Source organism: Paenibacillus dakarensis, from assembly GCF_001373415.1.
In the GTDB taxonomy this organism is placed as follows: Bacteria; Bacillota; Bacilli; order Paenibacillales; family Paenibacillaceae; genus Paenibacillus_AQ; species Paenibacillus_AQ dakarensis.
In genome coordinates, this window is record NZ_CDSE01000044.1 from 1 (window position 1) to 17,101 (window position 17,101).

The window sequence follows — 17,101 nt, forward strand, 5'->3', positions numbered from 1 at the left end:
CACCCGCCATGACTGCGCATGCGCGCGTCTACGACATGATTGAATCCTATGGAGTTGAGGAGAGCGGCGGCAGGAAAAAATATAAATTTTTCGAGCAGGAAATATTCGGATTGGATCGTGCGGTGGAAAAGCTTGTCGAGGAATATTTTCATTCTGCTGCCAGGCGGCTGGATGTACGGAAACGCATACTACTGCTGATGGGACCGGTCAGCGGGGGGAAATCCACGATTGTCACTCTTCTGAAGCGTGGACTTGAGAAGCATTCCCGTACGGATCGGGGAGCGGTGTATGCGATTGCCGGGTGCCCGATGCACGAAGAACCGTTACACCTGATTCCCCTTGAGCTGAGGCCGGAGATAGAGAAGCAGCTTGGAGTCCGGATAGAGGGGAACTTATGCCCTTCCTGCCAGATGAGGCTCAAAACGGAATATGATGGTGATATCGAATCCGTGATGGTGGAGCGCGTATTGATCTCGGAAGAAGGCCGAACAGGGATAGGTACCTTTAGCCCTTCTGATCCGAAGTCTCAGGATATCGCAGACTTAACCGGCAGCATCGATTTCTCCACCATTACGGAATATGGATCGGAGTCTGATCCAAGGGCATACCGATTTGACGGGGAGCTGAACAAGGCGAACCGGGGTTTGATGGAGTTTCAGGAGATGCTGAAATGTGACGAGAAGTTTCTGTGGAATTTGCTCTCGCTGACCCAGGAGGGGAATTTCAAGGCAGGAAGATTTGCTCTCATAAGCGCGGATGAACTCATCGTCGCTCACACGAACGAATCCGAGTATAAAGCTTTTATTGCAAACAAGAAGAATGAGGCTCTTCAATCCAGGATGATTGTAATGCCGATTCCTTATAATCTCAGGGTGAGTGATGAAGAAAAAATTTATGAAAAGCTGATCGGTCAAAGTGATATGAAGCATATCCATATTGCCCCTCACGCGCTGCGCTCGGCTGCTATTTTTTCAATTCTAACCCGCCTGAAAGAAACGAAAAAACAAGGCATGGACCTGATCAAAAAAATGCGCATGTATGACGGGGAAGAAATAGAGGGCTATAAAGAAGCAGATTTGAAAGAGATGCAGAATGAGTATTTAGAGGAAGGCATGTCCGGGATAGATCCCCGATATGTTATCAATCGGATCTCGAGTGCTTTGATCAAAAAGGATCTTCAGTGCATTAATGCGCTGGATATGCTGCGCGCAATTAAGGACGGACTGGATCAGCATGCTTCGATAGCGAAGGAAGAGCGGGAAAGATACATGAATTTTATCTCTGCGGCACGTAAGGAATATGATGATCTCGCCAAAAAAGAGGTGCAGAAAGCCTTTGTGTATTCATTTGAGGAGTCTGCAAAAACGCTGTTCGAGAACTATCTCGATAACATCGAGGCATTCTGCAACTGGAGCAAAATTCGCGATCCTTTAACCGATGAGGAGATGGACCCGGATGAAAGATTGATGCGTTCAATTGAGGAGCAGATTGGTGTGTCCGAGAACGCAAAAAAGGCATTCCGGGAAGAGATCATGATTCGGATATCTGCTTACTCCCGCAAGGATAAAAAATTTGAGTATCACAATCATGAGCGTTTACGTGAAGCGATTGAGAAAAAACTGTTTGCTGATCTTAAAGATATTGTTAAAATTACGACTTCAACAAAAACACCGGACGCAGTACAGTTGAAGCGGATTAATGAAGTCAGCTCCCGTCTGATTGAGGAGCATGGATATTGCCCGATATGCGCGAATGAGCTTCTGCGGTATGTAGGAAGCCTGTTGAATAGATAATGATTACGAATAACATGGTGGCCTATGGGTTTCACCATGTTATTTTTTATAGGATTGAAAATGAAAATATGTAAAAAATTTGGTGTAAATATACATTAAATAGGACTTTAGGATTATGTAGGCGTAGTAAAAATAGTCTATAATGTACCCAGCATGATTTAAAATCATGTGACAATTATCACCGGAAATAGGAGTGACTTCATGATCAACGTATCCCCTGTAAGGCTTAAACAGTTGGATTATCTCGGGCTAAAGGATGAGGATCTGTTACTATTAGCAGATCATCGCCATATATTTGCTAAAGCAGTAGAGGAAGTTGTAAGTCGTTTCTATGAAAGGATCGGAACACAGCCTGAGCTGATGAAAATTATCGATAACACTTCAACAGTCGACAGATTAAAGGAAACGCAGCGTGGGTACTGGATGTCGCTGGCTGATGGAGTCGTTGATGAAGCATATATAAATAACCGGATTAAAATCGGACAAGTCCATTCCCGGATTGGACTATCTGTTGATTACTATTTGGGAAGCTACATGGTGTACCTGGATATCGCTACAGACTTGCTTAAGCAAATGGCACCCGATCAATGGATTCATGTCATTCATGCCTTGAGTAAAATGTTCAACCTGGACTCCCAGCTGGTTTTGGAAGCATACAATATTAAAGAGAAGGAACTCATACAGTCACTCGCAGCAGATCAAAAGCATATGCTGGAGGCCATTACTGCAGCCGTGCAGGAATTAACAGCGATGATTGTTGAATTGGACCAAAGTGCATCCCAAATGGCGGATAACGCAACAAAGGCTGCAGAAGCGCAGGAGAAATCACACGCTCTTACAGAGGAGCTTAACGAGGAAATCCTTCAAATTGAGCAGATGAGCTCACTCATTCGTGAAATTTCAGATCAAAGTCACCTGCTTGGTTTAAATGCGGCGATAGAAGCAGCACACGCCGGTGAGTATGGACGTGGATTCGAGGTTGTGGCCGGAGAAATTCGCAAGCTTGCCAGCCATTCCCGGACAGCTATGGAAGAGGTTCGGAGCAAGGTGTCAGGTATTATTAGCAAGCTTGGTCTGATGGCGCATGAATCAGAACAGACTTCTATTAATGCGCGGAACCAGGCGGCGAGCTCGCAGGAGCTGTCAGCCTTTGTCAAGATGATGGAGAAGCTTGCTGAGGATTTGGAGACATTGCAAAGCAAATCATCTTTCCGGTTAGAGGCATAAACATTACGTGGCTTTGGCCATGAACAATAGAACGGCAGCTCAGCAGTAGAGGTTATCTCACTGCTGGGCTGCCGTTTATTAGTCATAGATTGTTTATAGATTGTTTTACATAAATCGACGATGTATCTTTTTGCCGTCATAGGTGAATAAGATGGGTTTTCCTTCGATAATACTGTTCAGATGTACAGGCTTTCCCCAAAGCTGGTAGACGTATGGGAGGGTTCGTTCCAAATACTTCAGGTCCAGCTCAATCCCTTCATACTGATGATTGATCAACAACTCCCCGGAGCGGCGGTAATCGCTATCCTTTACAACAAGGTAAGGCGAGCCGCCGTTCACACGGGAAACGACAAGCTGATCACGAATGTTCTCCCATGACTTATCTGTTATTTTCCATTCGGGGCCTTTTTTCTCAAAGACATACAGGTCAAGATCGTTTACTAGATCTTTAGTCAGGTAGTTTCGTAAAAACGAGATGTCTGAATCATATTCGCGGACTTCGAATATTTTCTCCCGGTCAAAGCGGCGCTCGATATCCTCAAATATTTTGAGCCCTAAATAATAAGGATTGAGGCTGTGGCGAGACGGCTGTACAACGGAAGCATTAAGCTTGGCGAATTCAATGGTTTCTTCACTGGTGAGATCAAGCTCCCGCATGATACGCTGATGCCAGTACGAAGCCCAGCCTTCGTTCATGATCTTGGTTTCCATCTGCGGCCAGAAATAGAGCATTTCCTCACGCAGCATACTCATAATATCCCGCTGCCAATCCTCTAAAACTTCGGAGTGCTCCTGTATAAACCACATGATATCTTTCTCCGGGACCGGAGGGAATTTCGGTTTAAGGAAGGCCTCTTCCACTGCTTTCTCCAAACTCTTATCATCTGAATCCCAGAGGTCGTCATAAGGCCCTGCTGCTTTTTGGCGCTTAGCGTCGTCTTTTTGCTCCCTTATAATCCGCTCGGTATATCTCTGTTTATCAAGCTTCTCGGGTCTGACAATTTGCGGATCGACATGCTCCTGGATTGCCAGAACCGCATCAATGAACTTCTCAACGGCATCGGTACCATGCTCCAGCTCATATCGGCTGATTCGCTCAGCAGTAGCGGACATGCTCTCCACCATGTTGCGGTTAGAGACGGAGAAACGGGCGTTGTTCTTGAAGAAGTCACAATGTGCAAGAACATGGGCGACAATGAGCTTATTCTGGATCAAGGAGTTTCCATCCAGCAAAAAAGCATAACAAGGGTTCGAGTTGATGACAAGCTCGTATATTTTGCTGAGTCCGAAATCATATTGCATCTTCATTTTATTGAAGGTTTTCCCGAAGCTCCAATGGCTAAAGCGAGTAGGCATTCCGTAAGCTCCGAAGGTATATATGATGTCTGCCGGACAAATTTCATATCGCATAGGGTAAAAATCCAGACCAAAGCCTGCAGCAATCTCCGTTATTTCCGAGATGGATCGCTCAAGTTCCGCTATCTCGTCTTGATGCACGTGAAATCCCCCCCTCTGTAAGTTGAAAGATGCTTCTTATCATATATATGGGATGTTCAAGGTATTATGTGAGGAAGTATGATAAGTATATATTCAGATGCATTTATTAATAAGGAGAATACATAATGAAAATTACAGTAACGAACATACTTTTACGTTTGAAGGACAGCTGCTACATCACTTTTACTTCTGAACAGGGAACTGCAAATGCTTGTTGGAGCGGTAAAGAGCCAGAAGTTGGCCAAGAATATATAGTTGAGCTCGACATACCTCATGTATTGATCAGAGATATCGATGTTACTCAGTCGGAGGTAAGGGAGTATTCCATTAAAAGTGAAACGGATTACACGATTTTGACAGGTCAATTGGAATCTTCATTTGACGATGGATGCTATGATTTACGGTTTGGCACGAGTGTAATTATGCTGGAAATGCTCGGGGAGCCGTATCCATTTGAAACCTATCTTCAAGTCAAAGTTAAGTCAAAGAATATGTACTTATATAATGCAGGGGTATAAATACCTGAAGCAGCTGGCCGGTCAGCGAAAGGAATTGCAGGTGAAATGAACAGGCATGCTGGCGGAGATCCGGAAAATTCTGTGGTTCCCGGTTAGCTTGACAATACTAATTACATCGTGATAAATTGCTTGAAGCATTAAATGAATCATTGTAGTGAATGAGAGCAGATGAATGAGGAACACTTATCTGTTTTTAGCTGGAATCGGGTGGTTTTGCGTAGTTTAATCCGTCCCTTCACGGGACGGTTTTTTTGTCATTAAACAGCGAGAGAGATTGTCAGGGGGGTTCAATACTTGAGAAACATATCCAAGGCCCATACTTTCTTTATAGGGCTAATGCTATTTTCTTTGTTTTTTGGGGCTGGGAATTTGATCTTTCCACCAATTTTGGGTCAACAGGCAGGGGAGCATTTCTGGCCTGCAATCTTTGGGTTTATTTTGACAGGCGTAGGATTACCGCTGCTCACGATTATTGCAATCGCACTTTCGGGGCGAAACATGCAGGAGCTGGCTGGACACGTACATCCCAAATTCGGGATCATATTTACGATTGCCGTTTATGTTCTGATCGGTCCGTCCATGGCAATACCGAGAGTAGCGAACGTGGCCTATGAGATGGGTGCGCAGTCATTTATTCCTGATGATCTGAAGACCAGCGGATGGGGGCTCTTTATTTACACACTGTTGTTTTTTGGTGTGGCATTCTGGGCTAGTCTGAATCCATCTAAGCTTGTCGATCGCATCGGTAGCATTTTGACACCCTTGTTACTTTTGGGGATCGCGGGTTTGTTTGTGGCGGTGATAATTAATCCTCACGGATCAGCACAGCCGGCTGTACAAGAATATGTAGAGATGCCGGTTTTTAAAGGGTTTATGGAGGGTTATTTAACACTCGATACGATTGCCGCACTCGCCTTCGGCATTATAGTGATCAATGCAATTCGGGATAAGGGTGTTCAGGATAATCGGATGATTGCTAAGGCAACGATTCAAGCTGGGGTCGTAGCAGCGCTTGGTCTGTCTCTGGTATACGCTGCGCTCGGGTACATTGGTGTAACAAGTGTTGATTCTTACGGGTATGCGAAAAATGGCGGTCAGCTGCTTACGCTCATTGTTGAGAATTTATTCGGCACATACGGCTTAGTCTTGATTGCATTCATCGTGACGCTTGCATGTCTTACGACTTGTATCGGTCTTGTAACTGCTTGCAGTGAATACTTCTCAACACTCTTTCATAAGATCAGCTACAACTGGATTGCGTTCATTATATGTGTGCTAGGACTGCTGGTTGCTAATCTGGGACTGAATCAGATAATCTCGATTTCGGTGCCTGTGCTCCTTGTCATTTATCCGGTATCGATTGTGCTGATTCTTCTGTCATTCTGTGAACGGTGGTTTCATGTATCCCCAAGCGTTTATGTTGGGGCTATGATCTGCACTTTGTTCATCAGTATCTTTGACGGATTTAAGGAGGCTGGCATCCGGCTCGATTTCATAACCGTGTGGTTTAAATATATTCCGCTGTATGAGCAGGGACTTGGATGGGTAATTCCAGCAGTCGCAGGCGCAGTTATCGGATTCATCGTAGGAAGATTAAGGACAGGCAGTTCCGGCAGGAAATCATAAGAACAAACCAAGCAGGCCGCTTCAGAGTTGATCACTCTGGGGCGGCCTGCTTGTTTGCCATAGATTAGCAGGAGGACTTAGCGGCTCTTCCGTCCGTCTAAAGAACGATACGACCTACTTCCCCGGCTCGATTTATTTTTCAAGTGATATGATATAATTAGAATCTACATAAGAATATTTTGGGATTATACAAGGTAATAGGGGGAGATCGTAACTATGCTTCAATTTCCAAAGCCTGATGTCGAGCAGTTTTTTCAAACTTATGTCATTCGCTCTTTCGGGGTTTCTACGGATGAGACGAGACTGGTATTCAGCAGCAGCATGAACGGCAAGTTTAATTTATGGGCAATCGACTTGAACGGAGAGACCTCTTATCCGTTTCCACTCACGTATAACGATCAAATCTGCAGCTTTATTAAACTGGATCCGGAAGGAAGACATGTACTAACGGCATTTGATAACGATGGTAATGAGAATTATCAGTTTCATGCGCTTCGCTGGAACGGCGGAGAGCCGATGGCACTTTTGGAAGGGGTTTCGCCGGAGGACAAACATTATTTTGTTCATCTATCGGAAGATGGAAGGCGTCTGTATTACAGTACATCCAAGGATAATCCACAATACATGAATTCACGTGTATTTGATCTCGTAACGAAGCGTGACGAGCTTCTAATTGAAGGGCAGGATACTACAACGGAGCTGGCTGCAGTAAGTCCTGACGAGAAGAGCTATGTTTATACGAAGATATACGCGAATACCTATTACGTAAGCTATGTAAAGCGTGAAGGAATGGAGGACCAGTGCCTCACTCCCTCTGCGGAACGAGTTCATACTGCAGGTGATGCTGTTTTTCTGGATAATGATACCCTCCTCTTCACAACCGATTACGATTCGGAATTTGCCTATTTAGCAGAGTATCACATTCCGAGCCAAACCTTTAGGCCTCTGGTTCATATTGAACGCGAGAGTATTGGATCGGTAAGGTATCATAAGGACTCCCGTACAGCCTACCTGGTGACGGAAAAAGGAGTTGAAGACAAGCTTTATGCTTATTCTATCGATCGAGATGAGCTTACGCCAATTCCGCTTCCAGCCGATATCGTTGAACAGCTTACGGTAGCCAAGTCAGGGAATCTGTATATTCTGGCCCGCGGAGCGGTTAAGCCGCATAATATATACCGCTATCAGGACGGAACCTGGACTATGCTAACGAAAAATGTAATGACCGGGTTAACAGAGGAAGATTTGGTATCCCCGGATGTTATTACTTATCCATCCTTTGATGGAATGGAGATAGAGGCGCTGCTCTTCCGCGCCAAGGAGCACTTGTCGAACGGTTATACCGTATTCTGGCCTCATGGCGGCCCGCAAGCGGCAGAACGGAAACAGTTCCGTTCGGCGTTTCAGTATATACTTGCCCAAGGATATAACATCTTCTGTCCGAATTTCCGCGGCAGTACCGGTTATGGCAGCTCCTTTGTGAAGCTTGTTGAGCAGGACTGGGGTGAAGGGCCTCGCAAGGATTGTTTGGCTGGAATGGACTGGTTGTTTGAGCAGGGAATATCCAGTCGTGACAAGCTGTTCGTCATGGGCGGTAGCTATGGCGGCTATATGACCCTGCTGCTTGCAGGGCGTAATCCGGAATATTTCCGGGCGGCGATTGATATTGTTGGAGTCAGCAATCTCTTTACCTTCTATAATTCGGTGCCGGAGCATTGGAAGCCAATCATGAAGCGCTGGATTGGAGACCCTGAGCTGGATCGTGAGCGTTTTATTAAGGATTCGCCGATTACGTATCTGGACAACATGGTTAACCCGATGTTTATTATTCAGGGTGCCAATGATCCGAGAGTTGTGAAGGAAGAATCGGATCAAATTGTTGAAGCGCTTCGTGCCAAGGGATGCGATGTGGAATATCTGGTATTCGAGGATGAAGGGCACGGCATTACGAAGAAAGCGAATGAGAAGATTAGCTATGCTCGTATGGCGGAATTCCTGGAGCGCTGCCAGTAAATGATGCAGCACCATGTCGCAAGAAATTTATAATGGTTTCATTGAAAAACGGCAGGCAAGGGATGTCCCTTGGTTCTGCCGTTTATTTTTATTAAATACAATAGAAGCAACAGGGTCTAATTTATCTACATGAATATCTGTTATTAAAAGGAGAGGAAGGTTGCAGGTCGGCTGCTTATGGAAATTACTTTAAGGAGGAGTAACATGAAAACGCTCACAAGTAACATGCCCGGGAATGAGGACAAACGCAAGGATATGGGACTCATCATTTGTTCTTTCTGTGAAGAAGTGATTGATACTTTGCCAACCGATGGAGTAAAGATCATTCACAGCCATTGTGCCAGGGAAGAATGTAGAGGAACTTGTTCTCAAGAATTGTGAGCGGAATGAACAAGCTGCACTACGGCAACTATACCATTTTAAATCGGATACAGTACTTTATTTAACAAGGAGGACTGGGGCTTTATAAGCTCCAGTCTTTTTCGATGCGAATGATCGAACTTATTAGACTATAGGACGGGTTATATGCCTAAATTGTGAAGGTATTTCCAATATAATTTTGGGATTAAGAGGTAAAGATTATAATATAAAGGCGAAAGTAGAGCGATTTCATTCCATTAATTTGCATGTTTTATAAAAATCAGTGACTTTTTTAACCGAAACGGAAAATTGTTTTATGTTATATTTTCAGCGACCAAACTATGAAGGGAATGAAGCTTCTATGAGCGACTATCACACCCATGGTCTGGAGCAGTTGATTTCGGAAGGAAGCGCATATAGGTCATTGTATGAGAATATTCCTGAGGCAATTTATATAGTGGATACTCAAGGCATGTATGTTGATGCCAACAGCTACAATGAGCGAGTCACTGGCTATAGCAGGGAAGAATTTATTAATCTTCCGAAAGATGCGTTGTTTTATGAAGAAGATTTTATTAATCGAAATTTTTATATGGATAAGGCGTTGTCAGGTCAATCTCAAACGTTTGAGATCCAGCTTAAGCATAAGGATGGCCACATTCGGGATACCCGTATCACTTATGTACCCATTGAGATTGATAATAAAATCGTCGGTGTTTATGGTATAGCGAAAGATATTACAGATAAGAAAAGGACTGAACAGTATCTCCGTGATCGAGAGAGAACCCTTAGGATCATTACGGAGCATTCCCTTGATTTTATTTCCATACAAGAAGCAAGTGAAGAATTAACATATACCTTCGTTTCACCTTCTTGCACACTGTTACTCGGCTATTCTCCTGAAGAAATGATAGGCAAAGGCGCATTTGACTATTTCCATAAAGACGATATTCCAATAATAAAAGACTATCTTGAAAACTTGGCTGCTAATGAATGGTGTACCGCGTCATACCGGCTGAAGCACAAGGAAGGACACTATATCTGGTTCGAGAGTACAGGGATGTTCACTTACGACGAAGATGGAAAGCTGAACGAAGTTGTAACCATAGCGAGGGATATTACAGAACAAAGAGAAGCAAGAAACCGGTTGGAGGAAAGTGAGCAAAGGTATAAATCTCTTTTTGAATACAATCCTTCAAGCGTATACTCTCTGGATATGGAAGGGAAATTACTCTCTGTAAACGAACAATTCGTAGAATTAACAGGATACACGGAACAAGATCTGCGGGCCGGTTCCTATAAGAAGTCCTTCCTGCTTACAGATGAGACAAAGAAGAAATCAGATTATTATTTAGAACTCGCGAAGCAAGGTAAACCTCAATCTTATGAGAGTAAACTCATAACCAAGGATGGAATAGAACGATGCATTCATGTTACCAATATTCCGATTGTCGTTAACGAGCAATTGGCAGGTGTGTACGGAGTCGTGATGGATGTTACAGATGAGAAGCTGTATCTTAATCAGATTGAGACACTGAGCAGCCGCAACAGCATGATTTTGAACGCGGTATCTGACGGGATATTTGGCTTGAATGATAAAGGGGAGGCCATATTTATTAATCCGGCAGGAGCACGGATGCTTGGTTATACCCAGGATGAGATTGCAGGAATCAATGCGCACGAATATATTCACTATACACACGCGGACGGATCCCATTATGATGTTTCAGATTGCCCGATTCATAAAACTATTCGTGATGGCAAGTTCCGTGCTGTTCAAGAAGATATATTTTGGAAAAAGGACGGCTCCAGTTTCCTTGTCTCCTATCAGGTTAATCCGATTTTCGATGAAGATAAAATCATTGGTGCTGTTGTCGTATTCAATGATATTACAACAGAGAGAGAGATTATACGGGCAAAAGAGTATGCTGAGCGAACGGCTGAAGCCAAATCGGAATTCCTGAATATGATGAGCCACGAAATCCGGACTCCTATGAATGGGATGATCGGTATGGCGGATCTGTTACTGGACAGCGATTTGAATGAGGAGCAGAGGAATTACGCGGATATTCTCAAGACCAGTTCGGAAATTCTGCTCGCCATTTTGAATGATATTCTTGACCTCAGTAAAATGGAAGCGGGCAAGATGAATTTAAAGCAGGATGTATTTGACTTGCCTGAATTGGTACATGCAGTTACAGAATTATTCCTGCCGCAAGCGTCAAAGAAAGGATTGAAATTTACTACGGTAATCGAAGACGGGCTTCCGGACCAGATTATCGGCGATCCGGTTCGCTTAAGACAAGTGCTGGTGAATTTATTGGGAAATGCCATTAAATTTACAGAGCAGGGAGAAGTGGTATTAACGATATCACCCGTGCCGGTAAGAGCAGATAGTAACCATTTAATATTGGAGTTTTCTGTTGCTGATACCGGAATAGGAATCCCAGATGCGAAGATGGATCAATTATTCAAAAGCTTTTCCCAACTTCATCCTAACTTTAGCCGTAAATACGGCGGGACAGGACTCGGGCTTTCAATTTGCAAACAGCTCATTGAGCTGATGGGGAGTTCTATTTCTGTTGAGAGTACAGAAGGAAAGGGCTCTGTATTCAAATTTGTATTGCTGACCCAGTCTGTGTTGGATGATGCATCATGTGTCTAACGAATAGAAAAAGGCAGTCCTGCTGTAGCGAAAGCAAGCAGAACTGCCTTTTTTGTTGATATTATTATATAGAAACTTAAACCGTTTGACTGTTTGGTTTCTTGGTGTACATTAACCCAACGGTATGCGGACCGCAGTGGCTGCTTATAACGCATCCTGCAGTGGCCAAGCCAACTTGTCTTGCACCTGTCTTTTCTTGGAGTGCTTTCTGGAGAAAGAGTGCTTCCGATTCAGCCATCGTATGCACAACGATAATAAGGTCGTTATCCATATCCTTGACTTTATCCAGTGCATTATTCAGCATTTGCTCGAGTGCTTTCTCTTTCTTCCCGCGTACTTTATAAGCCGGCGTCATGCTGCCGTTAACCACTTTAATAACAGGTCTGATCTTGAGCAGACTGCCGATGAGGTTTTGCATGCCTGAGCAGCGTCCGCCTTTATATAAGTAATCAAGCGTATCAATAACAAATTCGCATTCCACCTGATTAGTATAGCTGTTCAACAAGTCGACGATTTGCTTAATCGAAGAGCCTTCCTTGGCAGCTTGGACTGCCTTCATAACCAGAAGACCGATTCCGCAAGAAAGATTGCGTGAATCAACTACCGTAACCCTGCCCGCAGGTAATTCCTCAGCTGCGATGATGGCATTTTGGTAAGTTGAAGATAACTCTGATGACAGACTAATGTATACAATATCGTCACCCTGTTCAATGGAAGGCGAGAATGCAGCAATAAAGTCAGAAGGTGATGGCGCAGCCGTCTTTGGCAGACTTCCTGTTTCTTCGACCTTGGCATACAGCTCAACAGGTGTAATATCGATCCCATCACGGAGTGAATCCTCCCCGAAAACAACATACAACGGTACGATTCCAATGTCGTTTTCTTCAATCCATGCAGATGGTAGATCACAAGTACTGTCAGCAAATATTTTTATTTTCCCAGACATGAACATCTCCCTTTAACACAATCAAAGTCCTTCTATTATAGCAAGGTTATGCATGATTTCAAAGGTTAGAGGAAGGGAGCTTCCAAAAAAAGAATAATGATAATTATTTCGATGCTTCCAAATAACGTGTAATGAATTTAATCGCATTCGCTTCTTTTTCAGAGCCGTTCCGAATGCCCGCGAACATCTCCTTATTACTGATAGGAAGCTCTTCCGCTAACTGGCTATTGACGATGCTAACAGCATATACCTTTTCAGTCGTCTCTTCTTCAAGTGTGGTCTTTATAAGCATGTCAGGCGTTACGAGCGATTTAAATTCACCCTCTACCTCAGGATCCAGACTTCTTACCAAGTCTTGATTACCGACCCAGTCAAAAGCGGATTGGTCCATGATATATAAATCTGCCCGTTCAGTGGCAAGGATGAGCATAGCTTTCTGAAGAAGGGCAGCGTCATTCGGATTACCGGTATCCAGTCCGGGGACATAGTTTACACTTACCTTAACCCGCTTCCATTCCGGAAATTGTGCTACGATCGCATCCTCAATCGGTGTATAATCTTGACTGCCATCCGGGGTGATATATGAACCTAAGAACATAACAGATAGATCGACCGGCGGGAGCTTGGCCAAGCGTTCCTGCTCTGCGCGGTGGTCAAGAAAGCTAATTAAGGCATAGATAATAATTCCTATGAGGGCAAGTGTACCAAGGAGATGATATCTATAATAGCGGAAGAAATGTTCTGTCTTCTCAGCTGCCCCGGCCATACCTTTATATTTACCATATTTCTTTCGGCTTATTTCCTCCAGTGATTTACGCTTCTCCTCATTCAAAATAAAATTGTACGCTTTGGTCACCTCAGCAAACCGTTCTTCCACTTCATCAGACTTGTCCGGATTCCGTCGCTGCTCGGACCTAGCTTGGCGCATAAGCAGAGTATAGCGGTCCTCAAGCTCTTCTGGGGTAGCTGTTTCCGGGATCCCCAGCTTCTCATATGCCTCTTTCATTGTTTCCATGAATATTTCACCTCTTCATATTCTGTGAGAGTTTCCTAGTTACCAGTATATAGTGAAGATGCCTCCTGATACAAACGCTATTCCTTGCATAGGATTTTCCAGACAAGCATATGAATAATCATTCCTATTTTTGTGGAGCTGTACATTATGCAGACAATGCTTAAGTATTTTGTGATCGTGGTTGGGAGCTTTCTGATCGCTGCAGGGACGAATTTTTTTCTCGTGCCTTATAAGGTATTGGACGGGGGGGTCATAGGGATTGCCCTGATTACCAATTATTTATTAGATATACACATAGGCTTTATGATTATTGTCTGCAGCATTCCTATGTTTATGGCAGCGTGGCTGCTGAACAAGGAAATCTTCTATAACAGCTTGATGGGTATGCTGATCTCTTCATTTGTTATCGACCTGTTGTCTCCACTCCAGCCATACTTTCAGCAAAATATCGATATAGGAGCTATTCCAAGCTCCTTGGTTGGAGGGCTGCTCATTGGGACAGGGCTTGGAATCATGCTTCGACATAAGACAAGCACAGGGGGCACGGATTTACTCGCACACTTTCTTTCAAGGTACATCCCCTTGAATATAGGTGTGATCATCTTATTAATGGATGCCGTGATTATCGGAGTTGGAGGAATGCTGTTGTCAACTGACACTCTTAAACTATCCGTATTTACAATTATATCTGGTGGGGTGGCGACCGGTATATGTACACAAAAAAGATGGGTTAGAAGAAAATAGGGATAAGAAGCTGCCTTCTAACAAATACTTCATGGGTAGAAGAATATAGAGGAGGCATATCATTATGCAGCAATGGCTGGAAATTGTATTGAGGACGTTATGTGCGGTTGTCGTCTTGTTTTTATTAACGAAGATGCTGGGAAAGCGCCAAGTCTCACAGCTATCGTCCTTTGAATATATCACCGGCATAACTATCGGTAGTTTGACAGCCTACATATCGCTTGATTTAGAGTCCGACTGGTACTTGGGTATTATCGCTGTAGCTGTATGGGCAGCCGTCTCACTTCTCATAGAGCTCGTACAGATGAAGAGCAAATGGATTCGGGATTTTATTGATTTTAAAGCGACTGTTTTGATTAAGGAAGGGAAGATTCTAGAGGGAAATCTGAAGAAAGAACGTCTGACGACAGACGAATTGATGGAACAGCTTCGTAAAAAAAATGTATTTGATATAGCGGATGTAGAATTTGCAATCATGGAATCGAGCGGCGAGATTAACATCATGCTGGTGAGTGAGAAACAGCCCCTTACACCCAAACATCTTGGAATACAGACGGGGAGCATAAAAGAGCCGCAGACTGTAATTATGGACGGGAAGGTAATGAGCGGACCGTTAGCCTTATCCGGGAAGAATCAGGAATGGCTGAAGAAAGAGCTTAACAAGAACAAGGTGAAGCCTGAAGAGGTATACCTTGGACAGGTTGATTCGAGTGGTCAACTCGTATTGGACCTGTATGATGACAAGATCAGCCTGCCACAAGTACGACAGAAGGCAGCGCTGTTCGCGAATCTGAAAAAATGTGAAGCGGACCTGGAAATGTTCAGTATGGCGGCAACAACGGAGGAATCAAAGGAGCTTTATGCAAATACAGCTAATCGCTTGCATCAGCTGCTAAGTGAGGTAAAACCCTTACTCCAGCAAAAAAAGAAGTAAATACAGTTATATTTGCTTTTTTCGGAGAATAGGATATTTTGTGTAGCACAAAGGAGCCGGTGGCAGCCGACTCCAAAAGACAAAAGCCAGTGTGCAGGAGAGGGTATGGTTTTAGGTGCTTTCATCAACGGATAAGAAATAGATTCAATCAGCCTCCATCAGAAAGATCTATTTCCTATTGTGAAATTTAAGCATCGATATGACCAGGGTGGCGAACGAAATCATTAAAGTTAACGCTTCATTAACGCCCATGAATTTCACCTCCTGTTCTTCCGTCTCCTGCCAGCTGGTCTACTGTAATATATAATATGCCAAATGCTTACATAAAAAGAACCGATTGTACAAAGCGCTTCACGATATGTTCAAAAAAAATTATGAATATCGTCATAATCCATGCACATCATTATTATAATACAGCCGATAAATCACAGAGGAGCCTGTAACCATAGTCGGGGACAGGTTTCTTTTGCATGTGATATTATGGATATCACTGATATGGATGAGGAAGGCAGGCATGACTACCAGATGGATAAAATATCGGGCAAATTATTTGAACAACTTAAGGGACAAGTATTGAACATTATTCTGGAGCACGGTTTAAAACCGCATGATCCGCTGCCTTCAGAAGGGGAGCTGGCCAGCCGCTTCGGCGTAAGCCGGATGACAGGAAAGCTTGCTCTTCAAGCGCTCCAAGAGGAAGGGATCGTCTATCGTCTGCCGAGAAGAGGGACTTTTTTAGCGGATGTGGATTTGAATGAATTGAAACAATCGGCAGGTTTTGTGAATGGAATGAAAGGGGCTAAACGTGGAGGCCGCTATATTGCTCTAATCGTACCTGTGATTGATGATTATATCGGCAGTCTGATTACTTCTGTCGAAAAGGCAGCCAAGGAACAACAATTGGAATTGGTCATTAAAGTTACGGGAGATGAACCTTCAGAGGCTGAAGCTGTACGGAGCTTATCCTATCAAAGTGATATTACTGGTATTCTGCTGTTTCCAGTCGACCGTAAAATATGTGGTGATCATCTGCTTCGGTTAAAGCTGATGAAATATCCTATTATCATTCTGGACCGTTCGTTTGATGAGATCGGGTTCGACAGCCTATGTCATGATCATTACAAAGGTGCGTATGAAATGACATCTCACTTGCTTCGAACAGGGCATAGGGAAATCGGATTTATTACAAGTGATATGCATATGGCAAAGAGTCGCGAGGAGCGTTATCAAGGATATATGGATGCAATGCAGGACTGGAAGGTGGATGTTCAGACTGAACGGGTGTTGTTTTTGAATAAAAATGATGAAATGAATTTAGAGGCATCCATTGATAAACAACAGGCTGTTTGCTCCTTTCTTAGTACAAATCACAAGCTGACAGCTATTTTATGCTCAGATGATTTCTTGGCTATGTTGACAATGAAGACTGCGCTTGAGTTAGGATTTAAGCTTCCTGAAGGGCTGTCGCTTGCAGGGTTTTCCAACCATAAGGTGCTTGAATTTGCGCCTGTAAGCATGACGACTGTAGGACAACCCATGGATAACTTTGGGCAATCGGCTGTTCAAATGCTTGTTCATCGCCTGAATAATCCGGTGAGTGAACCTGTATCAATCCGATTGAATACGGAACTGATTATCAGGGACTCTACGGTATCCGAAAATGAAGGTAATATAGTAACGAAATGATTGAAAAATAATGACCATTTTTTATCCCTTTTTCCTAATGAATCAGCTATGATAGAGTCATTAATTAGTGTATTCAG

General features: G+C 43.7%; 14 protein-coding genes. 10 read left to right on the forward strand and 4 right to left on the reverse strand.

All coding sequences use genetic code 11. From position 1 onward, the window contains the following. Positions 1-1,793, forward strand: a 1,793-nt coding sequence (locus tag BN1234_RS12345; RefSeq protein WP_054956971.1) for a PrkA family serine protein kinase, incomplete at its 5' end; no start/stop codon positions are given. 201 nt (positions 1,794-1,994) lie between these two features. Beyond that, on the forward strand, positions 1,995-3,020 hold the full coding sequence (locus BN1234_RS12350) for a globin-coupled sensor protein (protein ID WP_054956972.1): 1,026 nt from the start codon (positions 1,995-1,997) through the stop codon (positions 3,018-3,020). A gap of 105 nt (positions 3,021-3,125) precedes the next feature. Here BN1234_RS12350 and BN1234_RS12355 read toward each other — a convergent pair whose 3' ends face one another. Then, on the reverse strand, positions 3,126-4,517 hold the full coding sequence (locus tag BN1234_RS12355; protein WP_054956973.1) for a SpoVR family protein: 1,392 nt from the start codon (positions 4,515-4,517) through the stop codon (positions 3,126-3,128). A gap of 125 nt (positions 4,518-4,642) precedes the next feature. Here BN1234_RS12355 and BN1234_RS12360 point away from each other — a divergent pair, with 125 nt between their 5' ends. The 5 genes from BN1234_RS12360 (at position 4,643) to BN1234_RS12375 (ending at position 11,699) form a co-directional block, all read left to right on the forward strand. Continuing rightward, positions 4,643-5,035 (forward strand): hypothetical protein, encoded by a 393-nt coding sequence (locus tag BN1234_RS12360; RefSeq protein WP_054956974.1) that lies wholly within the window; start codon positions 4,643-4,645, stop codon positions 5,033-5,035. A 294-nt stretch (positions 5,036-5,329) separates the two neighbouring features. Beyond that, the gene (gene brnQ / locus BN1234_RS12365) at positions 5,330-6,661 is read left to right on the forward strand and encodes a branched-chain amino acid transport system II carrier protein (protein ID WP_082423189.1); all 1,332 of its coding nucleotides are present in this window, start codon (positions 5,330-5,332) and stop codon (positions 6,659-6,661) included. 216 nt (positions 6,662-6,877) lie between these two features. Further along, positions 6,878-8,674 (forward strand): S9 family peptidase, encoded by a 1,797-nt coding sequence (locus BN1234_RS12370; protein ID WP_054956975.1) that lies wholly within the window; start codon positions 6,878-6,880, stop codon positions 8,672-8,674. 204 nt (positions 8,675-8,878) lie between these two features. Further along, positions 8,879-9,055, forward strand: a complete 177-nt coding sequence (locus tag BN1234_RS22255; protein WP_156337205.1) for a GapA-binding peptide SR1P — start codon at positions 8,879-8,881, stop codon at positions 9,053-9,055. A gap of 340 nt (positions 9,056-9,395) precedes the next feature. Beyond that, positions 9,396-11,699, forward strand: a complete 2,304-nt coding sequence (locus tag BN1234_RS12375; RefSeq protein WP_170308031.1) for a PAS domain-containing protein — start codon at positions 9,396-9,398, stop codon at positions 11,697-11,699. A gap of 76 nt (positions 11,700-11,775) precedes the next feature. Here the strand turns inward: BN1234_RS12375 and BN1234_RS12380 are convergent, their stop codons facing one another. Together BN1234_RS12380 and BN1234_RS12385 are read right to left on the reverse strand one after the other, a co-directional pair. Continuing rightward, complete coding sequence (locus tag BN1234_RS12380) at positions 11,776-12,645, reverse strand: DegV family protein (protein ID WP_054956977.1); 870 nt, start codon at positions 12,643-12,645, stop codon at positions 11,776-11,778. 103 nt (positions 12,646-12,748) lie between these two features. Next, on the reverse strand, positions 12,749-13,660 hold the full coding sequence (locus BN1234_RS12385) for a DnaJ domain-containing protein (RefSeq protein ID WP_054956978.1): 912 nt from the start codon (positions 13,658-13,660) through the stop codon (positions 12,749-12,751). A 147-nt stretch (positions 13,661-13,807) separates the two neighbouring features. Here BN1234_RS12385 and BN1234_RS12390 point away from each other — a divergent pair, with 147 nt between their 5' ends. Together BN1234_RS12390 and BN1234_RS12395 are read left to right on the forward strand one after the other, a co-directional pair. Further along, positions 13,808-14,404 carry a YitT family protein gene (locus BN1234_RS12390; RefSeq protein ID WP_054956979.1) on the forward strand — a complete coding sequence of 199 codons (597 nt, stop codon included), beginning with the start codon at positions 13,808-13,810 and terminating at the stop codon, positions 14,402-14,404. 64 nt (positions 14,405-14,468) lie between these two features. Then, positions 14,469-15,338, forward strand: coding sequence for a DUF421 domain-containing protein (locus tag BN1234_RS12395; protein ID WP_054956980.1), 870 nt, complete (start codon positions 14,469-14,471; stop codon positions 15,336-15,338). A 168-nt stretch (positions 15,339-15,506) separates the two neighbouring features. Here the strand turns inward: BN1234_RS12395 and BN1234_RS23085 are convergent, their stop codons facing one another. Next, positions 15,507-15,590 carry a putative holin-like toxin gene (locus tag BN1234_RS23085; protein ID WP_370733959.1) on the reverse strand — a complete coding sequence of 28 codons (84 nt, stop codon included), beginning with the start codon at positions 15,588-15,590 and terminating at the stop codon, positions 15,507-15,509. Positions 15,591-15,818: 228 nt separating this feature from the next. Here BN1234_RS23085 and BN1234_RS12400 point away from each other — a divergent pair, with 228 nt between their 5' ends. Beyond that, positions 15,819-17,024, forward strand: coding sequence for a GntR family transcriptional regulator (locus BN1234_RS12400; protein WP_170308032.1), 1,206 nt, complete (start codon positions 15,819-15,821; stop codon positions 17,022-17,024). Positions 17,025-17,101: the final 77 nt, after the last annotated feature.

Bases quoted from the DNA above. Each gene is read 5' to 3' on its own strand.
- BN1234_RS22255 (WP_156337205.1), top strand. From the start codon at position 8,879: ATGAAAACGCTCACAAGTAACATGCCCGGGAATGAGGACAAACGCAAG.
- BN1234_RS12360 (WP_054956974.1), top strand. From the start codon at position 4,643: ATGAAAATTACAGTAACGAACATACTTTTACGTTTGAAGGACAGCTGC.
- BN1234_RS12395 (WP_054956980.1), top strand. From the start codon at position 14,469: ATGCAGCAATGGCTGGAAATTGTATTGAGGACGTTATGTGCGGTTGTC.
- BN1234_RS23085 (WP_370733959.1), bottom strand. From the start codon at position 15,590: ATGGGCGTTAATGAAGCGTTAACTTTAATGATTTCGTTCGCCACCCTG.
- BN1234_RS12370 (WP_054956975.1), top strand. From the start codon at position 6,878: ATGCTTCAATTTCCAAAGCCTGATGTCGAGCAGTTTTTTCAAACTTAT.
- BN1234_RS12385 (WP_054956978.1), bottom strand. From the start codon at position 13,660: ATGGAAACAATGAAAGAGGCATATGAGAAGCTGGGGATCCCGGAAACA.
- BN1234_RS12390 (WP_054956979.1), top strand. From the start codon at position 13,808: ATGCAGACAATGCTTAAGTATTTTGTGATCGTGGTTGGGAGCTTTCTG.
- BN1234_RS12400 (WP_170308032.1), top strand. From the start codon at position 15,819: ATGGATATCACTGATATGGATGAGGAAGGCAGGCATGACTACCAGATG.
- BN1234_RS12375 (WP_170308031.1), top strand. From the start codon at position 9,396: ATGAGCGACTATCACACCCATGGTCTGGAGCAGTTGATTTCGGAAGGA.
- BN1234_RS12380 (WP_054956977.1), bottom strand. From the start codon at position 12,645: ATGTCTGGGAAAATAAAAATATTTGCTGACAGTACTTGTGATCTACCA.
- BN1234_RS12350 (WP_054956972.1), top strand. From the start codon at position 1,995: ATGATCAACGTATCCCCTGTAAGGCTTAAACAGTTGGATTATCTCGGG.